Below are 16,871 nucleotides of genomic sequence, written 5' to 3'. Positions count from 1 at the left end.
GGTGATCCTCCAGGGCTAACGGTCGAAGCGGAGCAGGGTGGTCAGGGTCGTGCCGCCACGTACCCCGCCGCTGCCGACGAGCACCCAGGCGGGCTCTCGTCGGCCGAACCCCGGCGAGTACCAGCCCAGCGGGGGCTCGGTCTCGCCGCGGTGCGCGGACCAGGTGAGGTCCGCGGGGAGGTCGAGCACGGCGGTGGCCAGCCCGCCGCGGCCGGGCCAGACCATGCGCGCGGTGGCGCCGTCCAGCTCGACGTCGACCTCGGGGCCGAGGTGGAACGACAGCTGGCCGGCGTGCTCGCCGTCGCCGCGCACCTCGTCGGTGACGTGCAGCTGTGTGCCGTCGAGCGTCACCGTGCGCCGGTGCGTCGCGGGACGCTTGCCGGTCGCGTAGCCGTCGTGCTCGGCCTGCCAGCGGGTGTCCTCGCTGGTGAGTACCGTCGTTCTGGCGTGCCGGGTCCACAGGAACGGGCCGCCGGAGGTGGACTGGTCGGTGCCGTCCAGCTCGAGCGTGTTGTGCCCGCGGGTGGACCGGAAGTACGACCGCCACTCGGGCTGGCCGTGGTAGCAGTACGTGCCGGGGTCGGCGAAGACGTCGACGCCGTCGTGGCGGACCTCGATCGACAGCGCGTCGGCGTGGCCGTGCGCGGCGATCGACAGGAAGCCGTGCGGCCCGCCGTCGCAGCGGCACCAGACCTCCGCGCCCTCGGCGCTCGATCGCAGGATCGTCATGCCGGCGTCGGCCAGGTGCACCGGGCGCGCGGCCGGGCGGGCCGCGGTGACCCGGAGGGCCTCGGGCGCCAGCGCGGCCAGCAGCGGGGTTCGCACGTCGGTGCCGGACACCCGCGGCCACCACGTGCGGCGGCCGAACAGCGCGTCGCCCGTGGCGAGCAGCGAGCCCCACCGGTCGGTGCCGGCCCCGTCGAGCACCAGGCCGTGGCCGTCGTCGGCGTCGCCCTGGCGCGGCGGGCGCAGCGTGGCGTCCACGACCGCGGCGAGCGCGTCGAACATCCGCAGCAGCACCAGCCGGGTCGACTCCGGCACCGTCACCCCGGCCGCGTGCGCCTCCAGCGCGCCGGCCAGGCCCAGCTCCAGCACCAGGCCGTGGTACTCCGTCGCGAGCTCGCGGTTGAGGCCCGAGCCGAACGTGTTGGCCCGCAGGTGCTCGTCGAGGGCGCGCAGTGCCTCGGCCCGCCAGCCGACCGACTCCGGGAACCACGGGAACGCGGCGGCGGCTGCGAGCTGGCCCGCGGCCTCGGCGATCACGTGGTTGTTGGCCGACGAGCCCTGGCTGCGGAACGCCGCGAGCCAGCGCTGGTGGTGCCAGATCTGGTGCAGCGCCTCGGGGTTGTCCTCGAAGAGCGCGGGCGCGCCCGGCCAGCCGTCGAGCAGCCGGCGCACCCACACCCACGAGATCAGCCGGATGCCCAGCTCGATGCCGCTCACCCAGTGCACGCCGGACAGCGGCGGGTTGGCCGCCCACCACGACTTCAGGTGGTCGGCGACGCGCGAGGCGTAGCGCTCCTCGCCGGTCAGCGCGTACGCCGCGGCGAGCACGGTCAGGTGCTGGTGGCGCGAGGGCTCCCAGATCTGCTTGATGTCGCCGACCGCGTCCTCGCTGCGGTAGGCGATGTCGAACGCGTACGCGTCGGTGGGCGCCCGCCGCCCGGTCTTCGGGTCGGCCGACCAGTCCGGCGCGACCAGGTCGTCGCGGACCACGCCGAAGTACTCGGCGCGGCCGGCCAGTAGCTCCTCGGCCGACTCGACGAGCCGCTTGACCGCGTCGGCCGGCACGTCGGGCAACGCCGCCGTGCCGAGACCGTTGCTGAACTCGCGGCGCCGCAACGGGTTCGGCCGCCGCGGGTTCAGGTACTCACGGCGCCGGCGTCGCTTGCGCAGCACGTCGCCCGCTCGGCCGGCGACCTCGCGCGGGCCCATCCGGGACAGCCGGCGCAGGTACCAGCCGGGCGACATCATGCCGGCGAGCCGTTCGGTGCGGGCGTGCCGTTGGTCGCGGGTGTGCGGGCGGATCGCTCCAGGCGGACCGGCGTGCCCGCGTTCAGGCTGGTCTGCACAGCGAGCGTGGCGAGCGTCGTCGCCACCAGCGAGTCGACCGGCACCGGCATCGGTCCGCCGGTCGCCACCGCGGTGAGGAACGCGTCCAGCTCGGCCCGCTGGCCCTTGTCCCGGCCCTTGGGCAGCCGCGAGGACAGCCAGCGCTTCTTGGCGTACACGCCGGCCTTGACGAAGTCGTCCAGCCGCAGCACCTTGCGGTCCGCCAGCAGGTCCAGCGTCTCCTTGGGGAAGCCGGGCGCGCCGGAGGTGGCGTAGGTGAGGGCGGCCGTCGAGCCGTCCGGGTAGCGCAGCAGGATCTGCAGGTCGTCCTGGCCGGGCGTGGCGGTGGCGAACACCGACGTCGGGTCGGCGTCGAGCAGCCAGCTGACGGTGTCGACGAAGTGCCCGCCCTCGCCGGCGAAGCGGGTGCCCTCGGCGTCGGCCTGGGTGTACCAGCTGCTCTGCTCGAGGCGGCCCGCGTTGACCAGGTAGCGCAGCGAGGCCGGGCCGACCCTGGTGCCGAACTCGGCCTTGGCCTGGCGCAGCAGCGGGGCGAACCGCCGGTTGAAGCCGACCTGCAGCCGGTCGTTGCCCGACTCGGCGATCGCGTCGAGCACGAGGCGGAGCTCGTCCTCGGTCAGCGCCAGCGGCTTCTCCACGAACACGGCCTTGCCGGCCTTCAGCGCCCGCGCGGTGAGTTCCGCGTGCGAGCTGTGCCGGGTCACCACGAACACGGCGTCGACGTCTTCGTCGGCCAGCACGTCGTCGAGGTCCGTGGAGGCGGCGGCGAAGCCGAACTTGCGCCGCGCGTTCGCCGCGGACAGCGCCGAGGTGGTGACCACATGGTGCAGCTGGGCGTCCTCGCGCTCGGTCAGGTGCGGCAGCAGCATCGAGGAGGCGTAGTTGCCGGCGCCGACGAAGCCGAGCCGCAACGGCCCGCCCCGCCGCCGCACCGTCGCGGGTGGCGCCAGCGGATCGGTGACGGCGACCGGGATCCTGACCACCGGCTGCGGGGCGACCGCGTCGTCGTGCTCGTACCGGAACAGGACGGCGACGGCCTTCAGCTCGCCCTCGTCGAGCCGCCGGTAGGTCTCCTCGGCCTCGGTGAAGCCCGCCACGTGCGAGATCAGCGGCTCGACGTCGACCCGGCCGCGCGCGGCGAGGTCGAGGAAGCACTCGAGGTTGCGGCGCTCCGTCCAGCGCACGTAGCCGATCGGGTAGTCGCGGCCCTCCAGCTCGTAGGACGGGTCGTAGCGGCCGGGCCCGTACGAGCGGGAGAACCGGACGTCCAGCTCCTTCTCGTAGTAGGCGTTCCACGGCAGGTTCAGCGAGCACTTGCCGATGTCGACGACCGTGCCGCGGTCGCGGGCCAGCTTGGCCGCGAGCTCGACCGGGTCGTTCGACGGGCCGCCCGCGGCCAGGTACACCTGGTCCACGCCGTGCCCGCCGGTCAGCTCGCCGACCGCGGCGTCCACGACGCCGGAGCCGGGGTGCGCGCACACCAGCGCGCCGAGCCGCTCGGCCAGCTCGCAGCGGCCCGGGTCGGGGTCCACGCCGACGACCCGCACGCCGGAGGCCACCAGCAGCTGCACCACGAGCTGGCCGATCAGGCCCAGTCCGATGACCAGCGCCACGTCGCCCAGCTGCGGCTCACCGCGCCGCACGCCCTGCATGGCGATCGAGCCAACCGTGCCGAACGCCGCGTGCCGCGCGTCGACGCCGTCCGGCACCCGCGCGTAGAGGTTCTTCGGCACCCAGTTCAGCTCGGCGTGCAGCGCGTGCTCGTTGCCCGCGCACGCCACCAGGTCGCCGACCGCGACGTCGTCGATGCCGGCGCCGACCTCGGTCACCACGCCGCACAGCGAGTAGCCGAGCGGGGTGTAGGAGTCGAGCTTGTTGGTCACCTTGCGGTAGGTGGCCGAGAGGCCGTTGGTCGCGACGCTCTGCATCACCTTGGCGACCTGGTCCGGGCGGGCTTTCGCCTTGCCCAGCAAGGACTTGCTCGCCTCGGAGACCTTCATCATCTCGGTGCCCGTGGAGATCAGCGAGAACGCGGTGCGGACGATGACGCCGCCCGGCTTGCACGCCGGCACGGGAACGTCCAGCAGGGTCAGCTCGCCGCTCTTGTAGTTCTGAACCACTTGCTTCAAGGGAGTTGTCCTTCTATGCGGCGGCTGTGTTCATGGCTTGCTCGCAAGCTCGCGTGGGCGGTCGGCGGCGGTGGCGCCACGGAGCCAGTACTCGAGGGTCAGCACGTGCCAGAGTTCCTTCGACCGGTCCTGCTGCCCGGCGGCGTCCTGGGCCACCAGGCGCTGCAGTGCCTCCTTCTGCAGGAAGCCCGACGAGACCAGCAGGCCCTCGTTGACGACCTCGCGCACCAGCGGCGCCAGGTCGCGGCTCATCCACGCCCGCAACGGCGCGGAGAACAGTCCCTTGGGGCGGTAGACGATCTCCTTGGGCAAGATCGAGGTGGCGGCCTTCTTGAGCGCCGCCTTCCCCTGCCGGCCGGCGATCTTGTCCTTGCCGGCGATGCGGAACGCGGCCTTGACCACCTCGACGTCTACGAACGGCACGCGTACCTCGGTGGACGCGGCCATGCTCGACCGGTCGGTGTAGGTCAGGTTCAGCCCGGGCAGGAAAAGCCGCGCGTCGGCCAGGCACATCCGGTTCACGTGGTCTGCCAGCGCGTTGTCGTGGTAGGTGTCCGCGTGCTCGGTGAGCACGTCGTCGACGGTCTCCAGCAGGTCCGGGTTCACCAGGTCGATCAGCTCGGCGCGGTCGTACATGGTGTAGCTGCGGCGGAACGCGGTCTCCTCCGGCAGCTCGGCGAAGGACAGGAACCGCTTGGCGAAGCGCACCGAGCGGTAGCCGCGCTTCGCGGTCGCCACCGGCAGCCGGCCCACGACCGTCTCGACAGGACGGCGGACGAGGCCCGGCACCTGCTGGTAGCGCAGCGCCAGCAGGTTCGCGAAGTGCTTGCGGTAGCCCGCGAACAGCTCGTCCGCGCCCATCCCGGACAGCATCACCTTGACGCCGGCCTCCCGGGCCGCCATGCAGATCAGGTAGGTGTTGATCGCCGCGGGGTCGCCGATCGGCTCGTCGAGGTGGTAGGTCATCTTCGGCAGCAGGTCGAGCACCTGCGGCGCGATCTCGATCTCGTGCAGGTCCACGCCGAACTTCTGCGCCACGATCCGCGCGTATTTCAGGTCGTCCGGCATCGCCTCGAACTTCGCGTCCTCGGCGCGGAAACCGATGGTGTACGCGGAGATCCCGGGCTGGAAGCGGGCCGCGAGCGCGGTCAGGTAGCTCGAGTCGAGCCCGCCGGAGAGGAACGTGGCGACCGGGACGTCGGAGAGCAGGTGCGCGCGGGTCGAGTCGGCGATCACCTCGCCGAGGTCCAGCGGCGGCAGGTGCTGCGCCTCGTTCGCCACCTCCTTGATGTCCCAGTAGACGCCGCGTTCGCTGGTGCCGTCGGGCCGCAGCCGCAGCCACGAGCCCGGCGCCAGCTTCTCCGCCTCGCGGAACGCGCAGCGCTGGTCGGGGACCCAGTAGTAGAGCAGCGACGCGACGAGCGCGCCGTCGTCCACCGTCAGTCCGTCCAGTTCGGACGCGAGCGCCTTCAGCTCGGAGGAGAACACCGTGGCGTTCCCCCGCCGGACGACGAACAGCGGCTTGATGCCGAGCTGGTCGCGGACCAGGGTCAGCTCGCCGGTGCGTTCGTCGAAGATGCCGAACGCGAACATGCCGCGCAGCCGGGGCAGACAGTCGGTGCCCCAGCGCCGGAACGCCTCCAACACGACCTCGGTGTCCGACGTGCCGCGGAACCGAACGCCGGACGACTCCAGCTCGCGGCGCAGGTCCGGCGCGTTGTACAGCTCGCCGTTGTAGGTGATGGCGAGCCCGGCCGAGACCATCGGCTGCGCACCGGTCTCCGACAGGTCGATGATGGACAGCCGGCGGTGTCCCAAGTGGACATCACCGGTGCCGGCGCGGTGGGCGTGGCGCCCGGCGCCGTCCGGCCCGCGGTGCGCGAGCGTGTCGGTCAACCGGTCGGTGAGCGGGCCGCCGTCGGGCCAGAGATACGTGCCTGCGATGCCGCACATGCGTGTTCCTCGTACCTCTCAGCTCGTCGTCCTGCGGTGCACGAGCTCGTCGATGTCCTGCCGGACCGGCGCGAACCGCTTGGTCGGCAGGTCGTGCACGGTGTGCTCGCCGCCGTCGGCGGTGTCGGCCTCGCTCATGCCGTTCAGCGGGCGTGGCTGGATGGGCGCGAACCGCCGCGTGGTCAGCTCCGGGTCGTTCCGGGTGCCGTTGACCCCACCCGCGGGCACGGGCTCGGGCGCGGCGACCGGTTCGCGGCTCGGCGCCGGCCCGGTCGCCGGAACGTCCGATGTGGACTCCTGTTCGGCGTCGGCCGGCACCGGCCGCACCACCGGCTCCGGCGCCCACTCCGGCCTGCGCGCCGAGTAGGGCTTGGGCTTCGCCGGCGGCTGCGAGAACGCGGACGCCGGCCGGAAGGGCAGGTGCGCGCGGCCGCGCAGCGCGGTGTGCAGGCTGTCCCACAACGTGCCGTCGGACCTGTCCCGCGGGTCCGGGTCGACCAGGACGATGCCGATGATCGGGATCCGGCTGTCGGCCAGCTGGCGGGCGACCGTGTGCAGCCACAGGGTGTTCGCGTACGCGGTGCGCACCACCAGCAGCGTCTCGGTGCCGAGGTGGCGAAGGTCGGTCCACGCGGTGCCCGGGGAGACCGAGCCGACGCCGATGCGCAGCTCGCCCGGCCGGGGCGGCGAGGTGTCCTCCGCGCCGATGATCCGGATCGGCCGGACCGCACGGTGGGTGAGCTCGCCGAGGTCGCGGCCGGGCAGGTCGTCGGCGACGACGCGACCGGCGGGGTCCTCGATGATCACCACGTCGCGGTTGGCGGCGAGCTCGCCGGCCAGGTCCAGCGCCAGCGCGGCCGCGATGCGCCGCGAGCCGATCTCCAGCACCGAGACGGGCCCCGAGCCCTCGCGCACCAGGCGGACGAGCGTGCCGGTGACCCGCTTGCGCGCCTTGGTCTTGCGCTTGGCACGCCACAGCCGGGCCAGCCCGCGCCGCGGCGCGGGCAGCTGCGCGATCACCGAGGCACCGAGGTTCGAGGCGATGTCGCTGCGCAGCACCGGCTTGTCCTTCACGACCCCGGTGAGCGCCGCGAGGACCCAGCCCAGGACCAGCCCGACCAGCAGGCCGATCGCGGCGTTGGTCGCCAGCGTGGTGACAAGGGACTCCTTCAGCGGCCGCGGGGCGTCCACGATGTCGGTGCCGGCGGCGACGCGCGGTGCGCCGATGCCGGCCTCCTCCGCCTGCTGGCTGAGGTCGGAGATCCGGGAGGTGAGCTCGGCCCGGCGGGCGTACAGCGAGTCCAGGCCGGGGGCGTTCGGCTGGTTGGCGGCCTGCTCGCCGCCGACCCCGTTCTCCTCGGCCTGCTCCCTTGCTCGCGCCTCGGCCGTGCCGATCTGGTTGTTCACCTGCTTGAGCTCGGCCTGCACGCGGTCCCGCTGGTTCAGCAGGGCCTGCGCCTCGGCCTCGGCAGCCGTCTGGACACGACCCACGTGCTCGGCGATGAACGCGTCGGCCAGCGCCTGTGCGCGCCGGACCGCCTCGGCGTTGGTCTTCGCCTCGACGGCGACCTCGATCACGTTGTTGGTCAGCGGGGTGACCGTGTACTCCTTCAGGAAGTCCTCGGGCCGCTGGTTCGAGCCGACCTCCTCCAGGGCCGCGCCCGCGATCTTGGTCGTGGTCATCAGCGTCACGTCGGTGCGGGCCAGGTTCCCCGTGTCGGAGGGCTGGTCGTCCTCGTGCACCACGTAGATGCGCGTGACCGCGGTCGGCGGGGTGGGCAGTAGGAACGCCACGGACAGGCCGGACAGCAGCCCGATCAGCGCCATGCAGACCCACAGCCGGCGCCGGCGACGGATCGCCAGCACCACCCTGCTGAGGTCGAGCAGCGGCTGTGCCGTCGGGGCTGTGGACGGCGGCGCCGGCGTCGTGGTCGGCTTCGTCGTCGTCATTTCGAACCTGCCATCGCGGTCTCGGCCCGAGCGCCCTGCGGCGGTCCGGCGGGCGGGGTGGGGTACTTCGGTTCGGTCCGGTGGGTGACGAGCACGCCCAGCACGGCGCGGCCCGCGTCGGTGCAGGCCTCGGCGATGCCGACCAGCTCCCACGGGGTCCTGGTGCCGGCGGTGGCCACCACGAGCGCGCCCGCGGCGCCGTCCGCCACGATCGGGCGCTCGACGGACACCTCGACCACGCTCAGCCGTTCCGGCGCGTCGGTCTCGCCGGCGGTGCGCAGCAGCCGGACGGCCGCGGCCTTCGCGGGCTCGTCGTCCTTGCAGACCACGACGAGCACCTCGCTCCCGCCGGACGTGCGCTCGCGCAGCCGGGAGAGCAGCCGGCGGTACCGGATGGCCAGGCCGGCCTCGTCGACCGCGGCGGGCAGCTCCGGGACGTGCCACGGCCGGTCGTCCACGACGAGCCGGCGCAGCCGCGCGGACAGGCGGGCGTCCGGCTCGACGGTCCGCTGGTGCTCGTCCGGCACGTCGATGCCGCCGAGCAGCGGCGAGCCGACCGCCGAGGCGATGTCGTCCTCGCGCCGCAGCCGCTTGTCGTTGCGGGCGGCGTACAGGTGGCCGAGCAGCCCGATGACGACGAACAGCAGGGCGCCGCCGGCGACGAGGTGCAGCATCGTCGGCGCGGCCTCGCTGGTCGGCCGCTCGGCCGGCGCCATCACGACCATCTTGCCCTGGCCGGCGGCGGCGTCGAGGTCCTCGATCCGCGCCATGGCCTCGGCGAGGGTGTTGCGCAGCGACTCGAGCTCGGTGCGCACGCCGACGCTGTCGATCGTGTTGCCGCCGCCCGCCGAGTCGTGCAGCTCGGTGATCCGCCGGTTGGTGTCGGCGACCTGCTGGCGCAGCGACTGCTGCTGCTCGCTGGAGACCTGGGCGGCCGGGTCCGAGGTGTCGGCGATCAGGTCGCGGGAGAACGTGACGAACTGGTCGGCGACCAGGTCCGCGAGCCGCTGGGCCTTCTCCGGCGTGTCGGCGTAGCCGGTGACCTTGATGATGTTCCCCTCGGCGACCGCGGCGGCGACCGAGTCGGCCAGCTCCGTCGCGTTCACGCCCCACTTCAGCTCGTCGGCGACCGGGTCCAGCACGGCGGAGCTCACCGCGACCTGTGCCTCGGTCATCAGCTCGTCGGGTTCGCGGGGGCCCTGCAGCAGGACGTTCGCCGACGCCGCGTAGCCCGGCGAGATCAGCAGCGACAGGCCGGCGCCCGCGATCGCTCCCGCGACGGCGAGCGCGACCAGCAGCCGCCATCGCCTGCGTAGGACATGCCCGACCATCGACAGTCGTGCTGTGTCGTCGTTCACTGCGAGGGACCCCCTAAATCGGCGTACTTAGGCCCGTGTCGCTTCTTGACAGCGAGCCGGTACTCACGAACCCCGTCGCCTCGGTGGCGGCTTCGGTTACACCTGTTCAATGACTCTTGGTCAAACTGGGACAGAAATTTTCACGATGCGTCGCTGATCGCTGACTCATATGCGGCCCGCAGCGCCTCGCTCGAGTGCGCCCACGACAGCGAGCCGGCGACTCTGGTCACACCGATCTCACCCATCCGCGCCCGGCCCGCGGGATCGTCCATCAGCTGGGCGGTGAGCTTCGCGAACTCCGACACGTCGTTGGCGCGTGCGTAGACCGCCGCCGGTCCGGCGGACACCCGGGCCTCGCGCAGCTCGAAGGACACGATCGGCTTGCCCATCGCCATGTACTCCATGACCTTGTTCATGGTCGACACGTCGTTGAGCGGGTTCTTCGGGTCCGGCGACAGACACACGTCCGCCGTGGACAGGTAGCGCACGAGATCCGCGTCGGGGATCCGGCCGGTGAACTCCACCTGGTCGGCGAGGCCCAGCGTGTCGGCCAGCGCCACCATCTCGTCGAAGGTGTCGCCGGCGCCGACGAACACCGCGTGCCAGTCCGTGCGGCCCTGCTCGTCGCGCAGCGCCGCGAGCGAGCGCAGCGCGTAGTCCACGCCGTCCTGCGGACCCATCACGCCCAGGTAGCAGAGCAGATGCGGCTTGCCCTTCTTGAGCTCCGGCTCCGGCGCCACGCGCTGGAACCGCTCGACCGCGGGCGCGCTGCGCACAACGAACACCTTGTCCGACGGCATCCCGCCGCGGGTGAGCGCCATGTCGCGGTAGCTCTCGTTGGTGGAGATCACCACGTCCGCGGCCCGGTAGGTGGCCCGCTCCAGCCGGCACACCGCGCGGTAGAGGAAGTCCTCGCCGCGGTCGAACCGGGACAGGTACAGCTCGGGCACCAGGTCGTGCTGGTCGAACACGAACTTCGCGCCACGCCGCTTGAGCATCTTGGCAACGAGGTACAGCAGGTCCGGCGGGTTGCACGCGTGCACGACGTCGACCTTGCCGACGGTCTTCACGATCCGGCGGGCGAGGCGATAGGTGTGCCACAGTGCCGAGCCGTACTCCTTGGCGTAGCCGGCCGGGCCGCCGGTCGCCGCGCGCAGCGGGTAGCGGTGGATCGCCACCCCGTCGAGCTCGACGTACGGCTCGGTGTCCCGCTTCGTCCCTTGTGGACAGATGACGTGTACTTCCCAGCCCGCGTCGCGCAAGGTGGTGGACTCCTGCCACACCCTGCGGTCGAACGGGACCGAGAGGTTCTCGACGAGGATCAGCGCTCTACCAGGCAAGGCCCACGTACCCCGACTCGGCCCGGCGCGCCTCGGCGTCGGGGATGCGAACTAGATCGACGATCTCTTTGTCGCCTGGTTGACCGGTACCGTGCGGCAGCGCGGCCAGCACGTCCGGGTCCTTGCAGCCGACCAGGATCACGTCGGCGTGCTCGAGGACCTCCTCGACCGAGGAGCGCAGCTGCTGGCCGAGGTGCGGCAGCCGCGCCTCGATGAACTCGCGGTTCGCGCCGAGCAGCCGGGACAGGCTCACGTTGGCGTCGTAGATGCGCAGGTCGTAGCCCTTGCCGAGGAGCCGCTCGGCGAGCTCGACGAGCGGGCTCTCGCGCAGGTCGTCGGTGCCCGGCTTGAACGACAGGCCGAACAGCCCGACCTTGCGCTTGCCGGTGCGGGCGACCAGGTCGAACGCCCGGCGCAGGTGCTCCTCGTTGGACGGGAGCACGTGCGACAGGATCGGCACGGACACGTCCGCGCGGTGCGCCGCGTGCACCAGGCCGCGCACGTCCTTCGGCAGGCACGAGCCGCCGAACGCGAAGCCGGGCCGCAGGTACGCGGGGCTGACGTTGAGCTTGGTGTCGGCCAGGAAGACGTCCATCACCGCGTGCGAGTCGAGCCCGAGCGCGGCGCAGATCGAGCCGAGCTCGTTGGCGAAGCCGACCTTCAGCGCGTGGAAGGAGTTGTCCGCGTACTTGGTGATCTCGGCCACCGGGATCGGCACTCGGAACACCTCGCCGGGCAGGCCCTCGTACAGCGCCGCCACCACGTCGCCGCTCGCCGCGTCCAGCTCGCCGATCACGGTCTTCGGCGGCTCGAAGAAGTCGCGGACGCTCGTGCCCTCGCGGAGGAACTCGGGGTTCACCGCGACGCCGAAGTCCACGCCGGCGGTCTTGCCGGACGACTTCTCCAGGATCGGGACCAGCAGCTCCAGGCAGGTGCCCGGCAGCATGGTGCTGCGGAAGACGACCGTGTGCCGGTGCGCGGTGTTCGCGAGCGCGCCGCCGATCTCCTCGGCGACCCGCTCCAGGTAGGCGGTGGAGAGGCTGCCGTTCGGCGCGGACGGCGTGCCCACGCAGACGAGCGAGATCTCGGTCGCGGCGATCGCCTCGGCGACGTCGGTGGTGGCGCGCAGCGCGCCGCTGACCACTACCTCCGCGGTCAGCTCGCCGATGCGCTCCTCGACCACCGGGGCGTGCCCGTTCATGATCAGGTCGATCTTCGTCGGGTTCACGTCGACGCCGATTACCTCGTTGCCGCGAGCGGCGAGGCAGGCGGCGGACACACAGCCCACGTAGCCGAGGCCGAAGACACTGATCTTCATGAGCTCACCGTGCTGCGGGCAGCACGAATCAAGCGTGACGTCACCACGCTGCGTCCTCCGTCGGATTGGGAGCCGGTCCCCGAACCAGCACGTCGTGCGGTGACATCGACGCCAACGTCGACGCCGCACCCCTGACTTCGTTCTTTAGGTCGGCGAACCATGGCGTCCCGTTACCGAGGTACCTCGACACTGCGTCACCGGGCAGGTCACCGGCACCGCGGCGCGGGGGATGCCGGCTCGTCCCTGTAGCTTCGTCGTGGACAAGTCGGCCACGAAGGGGAGTGACCGTGTTCGTACGCAGGATCGCGGTAGTCGGCACCGGATACGTCGGGCTCACGACCGGCGCCTGTCTCGCCTCGCTCGGCCACCACGTGGTCTGCGCCGACGTGGACGCGGAGAAGGTCAAGCGGCTCTGCGCGGGTGAGATCGACATCCTCGAGCCGCGCCTCGCGGAGCTCGTGTCGGAGGGGCTCGCGGCCGGCCGGCTGTCGTTCGTGCTCGGCGCGTCCGCGGCCGTCGAGGGCTGCGAGGTCGTGTTCCTGTGCGTGCCGACTCCCATGGGCGTCGGCGGGGTCGCCGACCTGTCCGTTGTGGAGTCGGTCATCGAGGAGGTCGGCTCGATGCTGGCCCCGGGCAGCGTCGTGGTCAACAAGTCGACCGTGCCGGTCGGCACCGCGCAGCGCACGGCGGAGCTGCTGGAGCGCGACGACGTCGCCGTGGTGTCCAACCCGGAGTTCCTGCGCGAGGGCTCGGCGGTGCACGACTTCCTCAACCCGGACCGCATCGTCGTCGGCTGCGACCAGCAGGACGCGGCGGAGCGGGTGGCCGCGCTCTACGCCCGGCTGGGCGCGCCGACCGTGCTCACCGACGCCGCGAGCGCCGAGCTGGTCAAGTACGCGGCGAACTGCTTCCTCGCGATGAAGCTGTCCTACGTGAACGCGATCGCCGAGCTCTGCGACCGGCTGGGCGCGGACATCTCCGACGTCACCGAGGGAATGGGCTACGACAAGCGGATCGGCCAGGCGTTCCTCCAGCCGGGGCCGGGCTGGGGCGGCTCCTGCCTGCCGAAGGACACGTCGGCGATGCTGCAGCTCGCGGACGCGGCCGACTTCGAGTTCCGCCTGATCCGGGCCACCATCGACACGAACAACCGGCAGCGCCAGCGCATGGTCGAGAAGGTGCGGATGGCGGTGACCGGCAAGCGCGGCGGCTCACTGTCGAAGGTGCGGCTCGGCGTGCTCGGCCTGACGTTCAAGGCCGGCACCGACGACCTGCGCGACTCGCCGGCCCTCGCGGTCGCCGCCCTGCTGCGCCAGGCCGGGGCCAAGCTGATCGGCTACGACCCGGCGCTGCGCTCCGGCGACGTCCGCGACGACCTGGACGGCGTCACGCTCGTCGACGACCCGTACGTGGCCGCCGAGGGAGTCGAGGCGCTGGTCGTGCTGACCGAGTGGCCGGAGTTCCGCTCGCTGGACTGGTCGAAGCTCGCGAACGTGGTCGGCAGCCCGGTCGTGGTCGACACCCGCAACCTGCTCGACCCGGACGTGGTCCGCCGAGCCGGCTTCCGCTGGGAAGGCCTCGGCAGGCACTGACCGCCTCCCCGGAATTCACAGTGTTGGTCGCGTTCCAGCGGCTGGTGCGGTTTGGGCGGTTGGTTCGTGGCTGGGTGCCGTCACGTTCCCCTGAGGTCGCGTCGGGCTGTCCAAGACTTCGCGCAGTGATCCACGAACGGCCTGCGCTCTAGAACTCGATGATCGCCAGGGCCTGGTCGTCGTGCGGTTTCGGGCGGGGCCAGCGGGTGCCGTCGGGGTCGTCCTCCTCGGCCTGCCGGACGGCGTCGAGCACGGCGTCCGGGCCATCGCTCGTCGCCAGCGCGGCGACCGCCGCCCAGTCGGGGAAGATCCGGTAGTCGTCGACCCCGCAGGACACCCCGTCGCTCGCGAGCAGCACCTGCCGGACCTCCGCGCGCGGCCAGGTCGCCCGGCACGCCTCGTACGCCGCGTCCGGGTCGGCCTCGGCGACCCAGAAGCCGCCCTCGGTGTTGCGCAGCCGACCGAAGGACGCCGCCGACGTGCGCAGCGCCGCGACGTGGTCGTCGCCGTAGCCCTCGCCGCCGCGCAGCCGTTCGCGATAGCCCGGGCCCGGCCGGGGAAGTGTCGCGATCCGGTCGTCGGCCAACACCCGCACGCCCTCGGTGGTGACCGCGACGACCGGGCTGTCCGCCAGCACCAGGCCCTCCACGACGTCGCCGTCCCAGCGCGCCAGCGCGACCGTGCTCGACGGCGACTCGCCCGGCAGCAGGTCGTTGTCGCGCGCCACCGCCCGGATGGCCGCGGCGAGTAGGTCCGCGAGGTCCATCGACGGGTAGCCCATGAGCCGGCCCGCGAGCTCGCCCGCCAGCCGGCTCGCGTACCAGCCGCCGCCGCGCAGGCCGGGCCGCAGCGTCGTCGCCCCGTCCAGCAGCACGACGGCGTTGGGCAGCACGGCGACCACGTCCTCGCTCGGCCGCGCCGTCCCGTCCACCCCGACACCGGCCCGCTCGGCGACCGCTACCGCGGGGACCCTGTTCATGATCCGCACCCTATCTGTCAACTTGAGTTGACAACGGTCATCCTGTCAACGTAGGTTGACGACATGAGTGAGGCGACGCAACTGGCCGGCGCGGCCGGCGACCGAGACCCGCGGGTGGGACTGCGGGCCGTCGCGGCCCTGCGCACGCTGCTGGAACGACTCGAGTCGGTGCAGGTGCGCAACGCCCGGACGAGCGGATGGTCCTGGCAGGAGATCGCGGCCGAGCTGGGGGTCAGCCGGCAGGCGGTGCACAAGAAGCACGGGAGGGCGTGACATGTTCGAACGGTTCACCAGGCAGATGCGGCGAGTCGTGCTCGACGCGGTGGAGGAGGCGGAGCGCGACGAGGCCGCGCGGGTCACCGGCGAGCACCTGCTGCTGGCCCTGCTGCGCGCGGACACCCGGTCCGCCGCGATCCTCGCCTCGGCCGGGCTGACCAGACAGGTGCTGCTCGACGAGTTCGCCGCCGCGCACCGGCGGGGCGGGCTGACCGAGGCGGACGCGGCGGCGCTCGGCGAGCTGGGCATCGACGTGGCGGCGGTCGTCGATCGGATCGAGACGGTCCACGGCGAGAACGCACTGGCCGACGCCCGGCCCCGACGCTCCTGGTTCCCGATGGGCCACATCCCCTTCGCCGACCCGGCGAAGTCCCTGCTCGAGGCCACGCTGCGGCAGGCAAGAGAACGCCATGAACGGCACATCGGCGACGAGCACCTGCTGCTGGCCATCTCCGCCGGCGCCGGCGTGCCCGCCCAAATCCTCGCCGACCACGGCCTGAGCTACCCCGAGGTGCGGGCCCGGCTGGCCAAGGCGAGCTAGAGCGGTGTCGACAGGTAGGCGTCGGTGAGCCAGCCGCGCACCTGCTCGTCGACGTCCTCCGGGGCGCGCAGCTTCGTCTGGTGGTAGACGCGGCTGCCGGAGACGGTGATCTGCCGGGTGATCCGCGGGTCGTCGACCCGGCTGGACAGGATGAACGACAGCACCATCCACCGCGTCATCGGCCGCAGCTCGACGAACGTGCGGGACCGCTTGAAGAACAGTCCGACCGCCACCGGCTCGAGGTGCAGCGGCCCGAGTGTCGAGAGGTGGGCGTGGACCGCCTCGAAGATCGGCCGTTCGAACGGCGGGCCGTCCGCGGCGAAGTACTCCTCGAGCGTCATCGCGGGCGCGCACTCGTGCGACTGGTTGCGGCGACCGAACCGGCGGTCACACTTCGGGCACGTCCAGGCGGTCACCGCACGATTGTGCCGCGCCAGGTCACGAGCGGGAGGAACGCCTGGGTGAGCGGGCCGATCGCCAGCGCGTACACCACGGTGCCGACGCCGACCGTGCCGCCGAGCAGCCAGCCGGTGGCCAGCACGGCCAGCTCGATCCCGGTGCGGATCACCCGGACCGACACGCCGGTGCGGGCCACGAGGCCGGTCATCAGCCCGTCGCGCGGGCCGGGGCCCAGCCGCACGCCGATGTAGGCGGCGGTCGCCAGCGCGTTGAGCACGACGCCGGCGATCATCAGCACGATCCGCACGGCCATCGCGTCCGCCGGGCCGACCAGCGCGAGCGTGGCGTCGACGGCGACCGCGATCAGCACGATGTTGGCCACGGTGCCCACGCCCGGCCGCTGGCGCAGCGGGATCCAGCACAGCAGCACGAGCGCGCCGACGATCGCGGTGATGGTGCCGAACGTCAGCCCGGTCCGCCGCGCCAGCGCGTCGTGCAGGACGTCCCACGGGTCGAGCCCGAGCCCGCCGCGGATCATCAGGCCCATGCTGGCGCCGTACAGCGCGAGGCCGCCGGCCAGCTGCGGCAGCCGGCGCCACGGCCGGGTCGTCACGGGGACTGGTCCCAGGTCGAGTGGAGCCACGTGGCCATCCTCGGGATGCCAGTTCTCGTATATCAATAACCAATTTGGAAGAATTGGCCATATGACGGCAACTGTCCCACTAGGTGGACGGGTCAACGCCCGTAGATTGGCCGAGTTGCTGGGAGTCTGGCGTCGCCGTGGCTCCCGGCACGGCGCCGGGGACCTTGCCGCCGGCATCCGGCTGCTGGTGCTCGACGGGCGGCTGCCGGCCGGGACCGGTCTGCCGCCCGAACGCGAGCTCGCGACGGCGCTCGGCGTCAGCCGCACGATGGTGGCCTCGGCGTGGGAGCGGCTGCGCGCCGACGGCCTGGTGGTCAGCC

The 16,871-nt window shown here is 72.3% G+C and carries 14 protein-coding genes; 4 read left to right on the top strand and 10 right to left on the bottom strand.

All coding sequences use genetic code 11. The annotated features are described in order from the left end of the window. Positions 1 to 15: 15 nt before the first annotated feature. The 7 genes from ACRDSK_RS07705 to ACRDSK_RS07675 all read right to left on the bottom strand — a co-directional run bounded on the left by ACRDSK_RS07705 (position 16) and on the right by ACRDSK_RS07675 (position 12,121). Entirely contained in the window at positions 16 to 1,971 is a 1,956-nt protein-coding gene (locus tag ACRDSK_RS07705; RefSeq protein ID WP_431439283.1) for an alginate lyase family protein, read from the bottom strand. After that, positions 1,971 to 4,202: a bi-domain-containing oxidoreductase gene (locus tag ACRDSK_RS07700; protein WP_431439259.1), complete on the bottom strand. Its 2,232-nt coding sequence runs from the start codon at positions 4,200 to 4,202 to the stop codon at positions 1,971 to 1,973. The genes ACRDSK_RS07705 and ACRDSK_RS07700 overlap by 1 nt, the downstream gene beginning before the upstream one ends. A gap of 30 nt (positions 4,203 to 4,232) precedes the next feature. Continuing rightward, entirely contained in the window at positions 4,233 to 6,155 is a 1,923-nt protein-coding gene (asnB, locus tag ACRDSK_RS07695) for an asparagine synthase (glutamine-hydrolyzing) (RefSeq protein WP_431439258.1), read from the bottom strand. Positions 6,156 to 6,173: 18 nt separating this feature from the next. After that, the gene (locus ACRDSK_RS07690; protein WP_431439257.1) at positions 6,174 to 8,105 is read right to left on the bottom strand and encodes a Wzz/FepE/Etk N-terminal domain-containing protein; all 1,932 of its coding nucleotides are present in this window, start codon (positions 8,103 to 8,105) and stop codon (positions 6,174 to 6,176) included. Continuing rightward, the gene (locus tag ACRDSK_RS07685; protein WP_431439256.1) at positions 8,102 to 9,463 is read right to left on the bottom strand and encodes an exopolysaccharide biosynthesis protein; all 1,362 of its coding nucleotides are present in this window, start codon (positions 9,461 to 9,463) and stop codon (positions 8,102 to 8,104) included. The genes ACRDSK_RS07690 and ACRDSK_RS07685 overlap by 4 nt, the downstream gene beginning before the upstream one ends. Before the next feature lie 140 nt (positions 9,464 to 9,603). After that, positions 9,604 to 10,803, bottom strand: a complete 1,200-nt coding sequence (locus ACRDSK_RS07680) for a glycosyltransferase family 4 protein (protein ID WP_431439255.1) — start codon at positions 10,801 to 10,803, stop codon at positions 9,604 to 9,606. Beyond that, a complete protein-coding gene (locus ACRDSK_RS07675; protein WP_431439254.1) occupies positions 10,793 to 12,121 on the bottom strand; it encodes a nucleotide sugar dehydrogenase in 1,329 nt (442 codons plus the stop codon). Before ACRDSK_RS07675 ends, ACRDSK_RS07680 begins: the two co-directional genes overlap by 11 nt. A 287-nt stretch (positions 12,122 to 12,408) precedes the next feature. Here ACRDSK_RS07675 and ACRDSK_RS07670 point away from each other — a divergent pair, with 287 nt between their 5' ends. Continuing rightward, positions 12,409 to 13,713 (top strand): UDP-glucose dehydrogenase family protein, encoded by a 1,305-nt coding sequence (locus tag ACRDSK_RS07670; protein ID WP_431439253.1) that lies wholly within the window; start codon positions 12,409 to 12,411, stop codon positions 13,711 to 13,713. Positions 13,714 to 13,861: 148 nt separating this feature from the next. Here the strand turns inward: ACRDSK_RS07670 and ACRDSK_RS07665 are convergent, their stop codons facing one another. After that, entirely contained in the window at positions 13,862 to 14,692 is an 831-nt protein-coding gene (locus tag ACRDSK_RS07665) for a hypothetical protein (RefSeq protein ID WP_431439252.1), read from the bottom strand. A 63-nt stretch (positions 14,693 to 14,755) separates the two neighbouring features. On the opposite strand from ACRDSK_RS07665, the gene ACRDSK_RS07660 reads away from it, so the two are divergent. After that, positions 14,756 to 14,965: a helix-turn-helix domain-containing protein gene (locus ACRDSK_RS07660; RefSeq protein WP_431439251.1), complete on the top strand. Its 210-nt coding sequence runs from the start codon at positions 14,756 to 14,758 to the stop codon at positions 14,963 to 14,965. Position 14,966: 1 nt separating this feature from the next. Then, positions 14,967 to 15,509, top strand: a complete 543-nt coding sequence (locus ACRDSK_RS07655) for a Clp protease N-terminal domain-containing protein (protein ID WP_431439250.1) — start codon at positions 14,967 to 14,969, stop codon at positions 15,507 to 15,509. Here ACRDSK_RS07655 and ACRDSK_RS07650 read toward each other — a convergent pair. Continuing rightward, positions 15,506 to 15,925: a DUF5655 domain-containing protein gene (locus tag ACRDSK_RS07650; protein ID WP_431439249.1), complete on the bottom strand. Its 420-nt coding sequence runs from the start codon at positions 15,923 to 15,925 to the stop codon at positions 15,506 to 15,508. The two genes, ACRDSK_RS07655 and ACRDSK_RS07650, sit on opposite strands and share 4 nt — an antisense overlap. Then, a complete protein-coding gene (locus tag ACRDSK_RS07645) occupies positions 15,922 to 16,551 on the bottom strand; it encodes a YczE/YyaS/YitT family protein (RefSeq protein ID WP_431439248.1) in 630 nt (209 codons plus the stop codon). The genes ACRDSK_RS07650 and ACRDSK_RS07645 overlap by 4 nt, the downstream gene beginning before the upstream one ends. Before the next feature lie 61 nt (positions 16,552 to 16,612). On the opposite strand from ACRDSK_RS07645, the gene ACRDSK_RS07640 reads away from it, so the two are divergent. Continuing rightward, a partial coding sequence (locus ACRDSK_RS07640; protein WP_431439247.1) for a GntR family transcriptional regulator occupies positions 16,613 to 16,871 on the top strand: 259 nt, incomplete at its 3' end.

The sequence above is a fragment of the Actinophytocola sp. genome (genome assembly GCF_050699915.1).
Taxonomy (GTDB): Bacteria; Actinomycetota; Actinomycetes; order Mycobacteriales; family Pseudonocardiaceae; genus Actinophytocola.
This window is presented reverse-complemented; position numbering and strand designations above follow the sequence as displayed.

Coding starts and splice junctions, on each gene's coding strand:
- ACRDSK_RS07705 (WP_431439283.1), bottom strand. CDS start 1,971: ATGTCGCCCGGCTGGTACCTGCGCCGGCTGTCCCGGATGGGCCCGCGC.
- asnB (WP_431439258.1), bottom strand. CDS start 6,155: ATGTGCGGCATCGCAGGCACGTATCTCTGGCCCGACGGCGGCCCGCTC.
- ACRDSK_RS07690 (WP_431439257.1), bottom strand. CDS start 8,105: ATGACGACGACGAAGCCGACCACGACGCCGGCGCCGCCGTCCACAGCC.
- ACRDSK_RS07675 (WP_431439254.1), bottom strand. CDS start 12,121: ATGAAGATCAGTGTCTTCGGCCTCGGCTACGTGGGCTGTGTGTCCGCC.
- ACRDSK_RS07665 (WP_431439252.1), bottom strand. CDS start 14,692: ATGAACAGGGTCCCCGCGGTAGCGGTCGCCGAGCGGGCCGGTGTCGGG.
- ACRDSK_RS07660 (WP_431439251.1), top strand. CDS start 14,756: ATGAGTGAGGCGACGCAACTGGCCGGCGCGGCCGGCGACCGAGACCCG.
- ACRDSK_RS07655 (WP_431439250.1), top strand. CDS start 14,967: ATGTTCGAACGGTTCACCAGGCAGATGCGGCGAGTCGTGCTCGACGCG.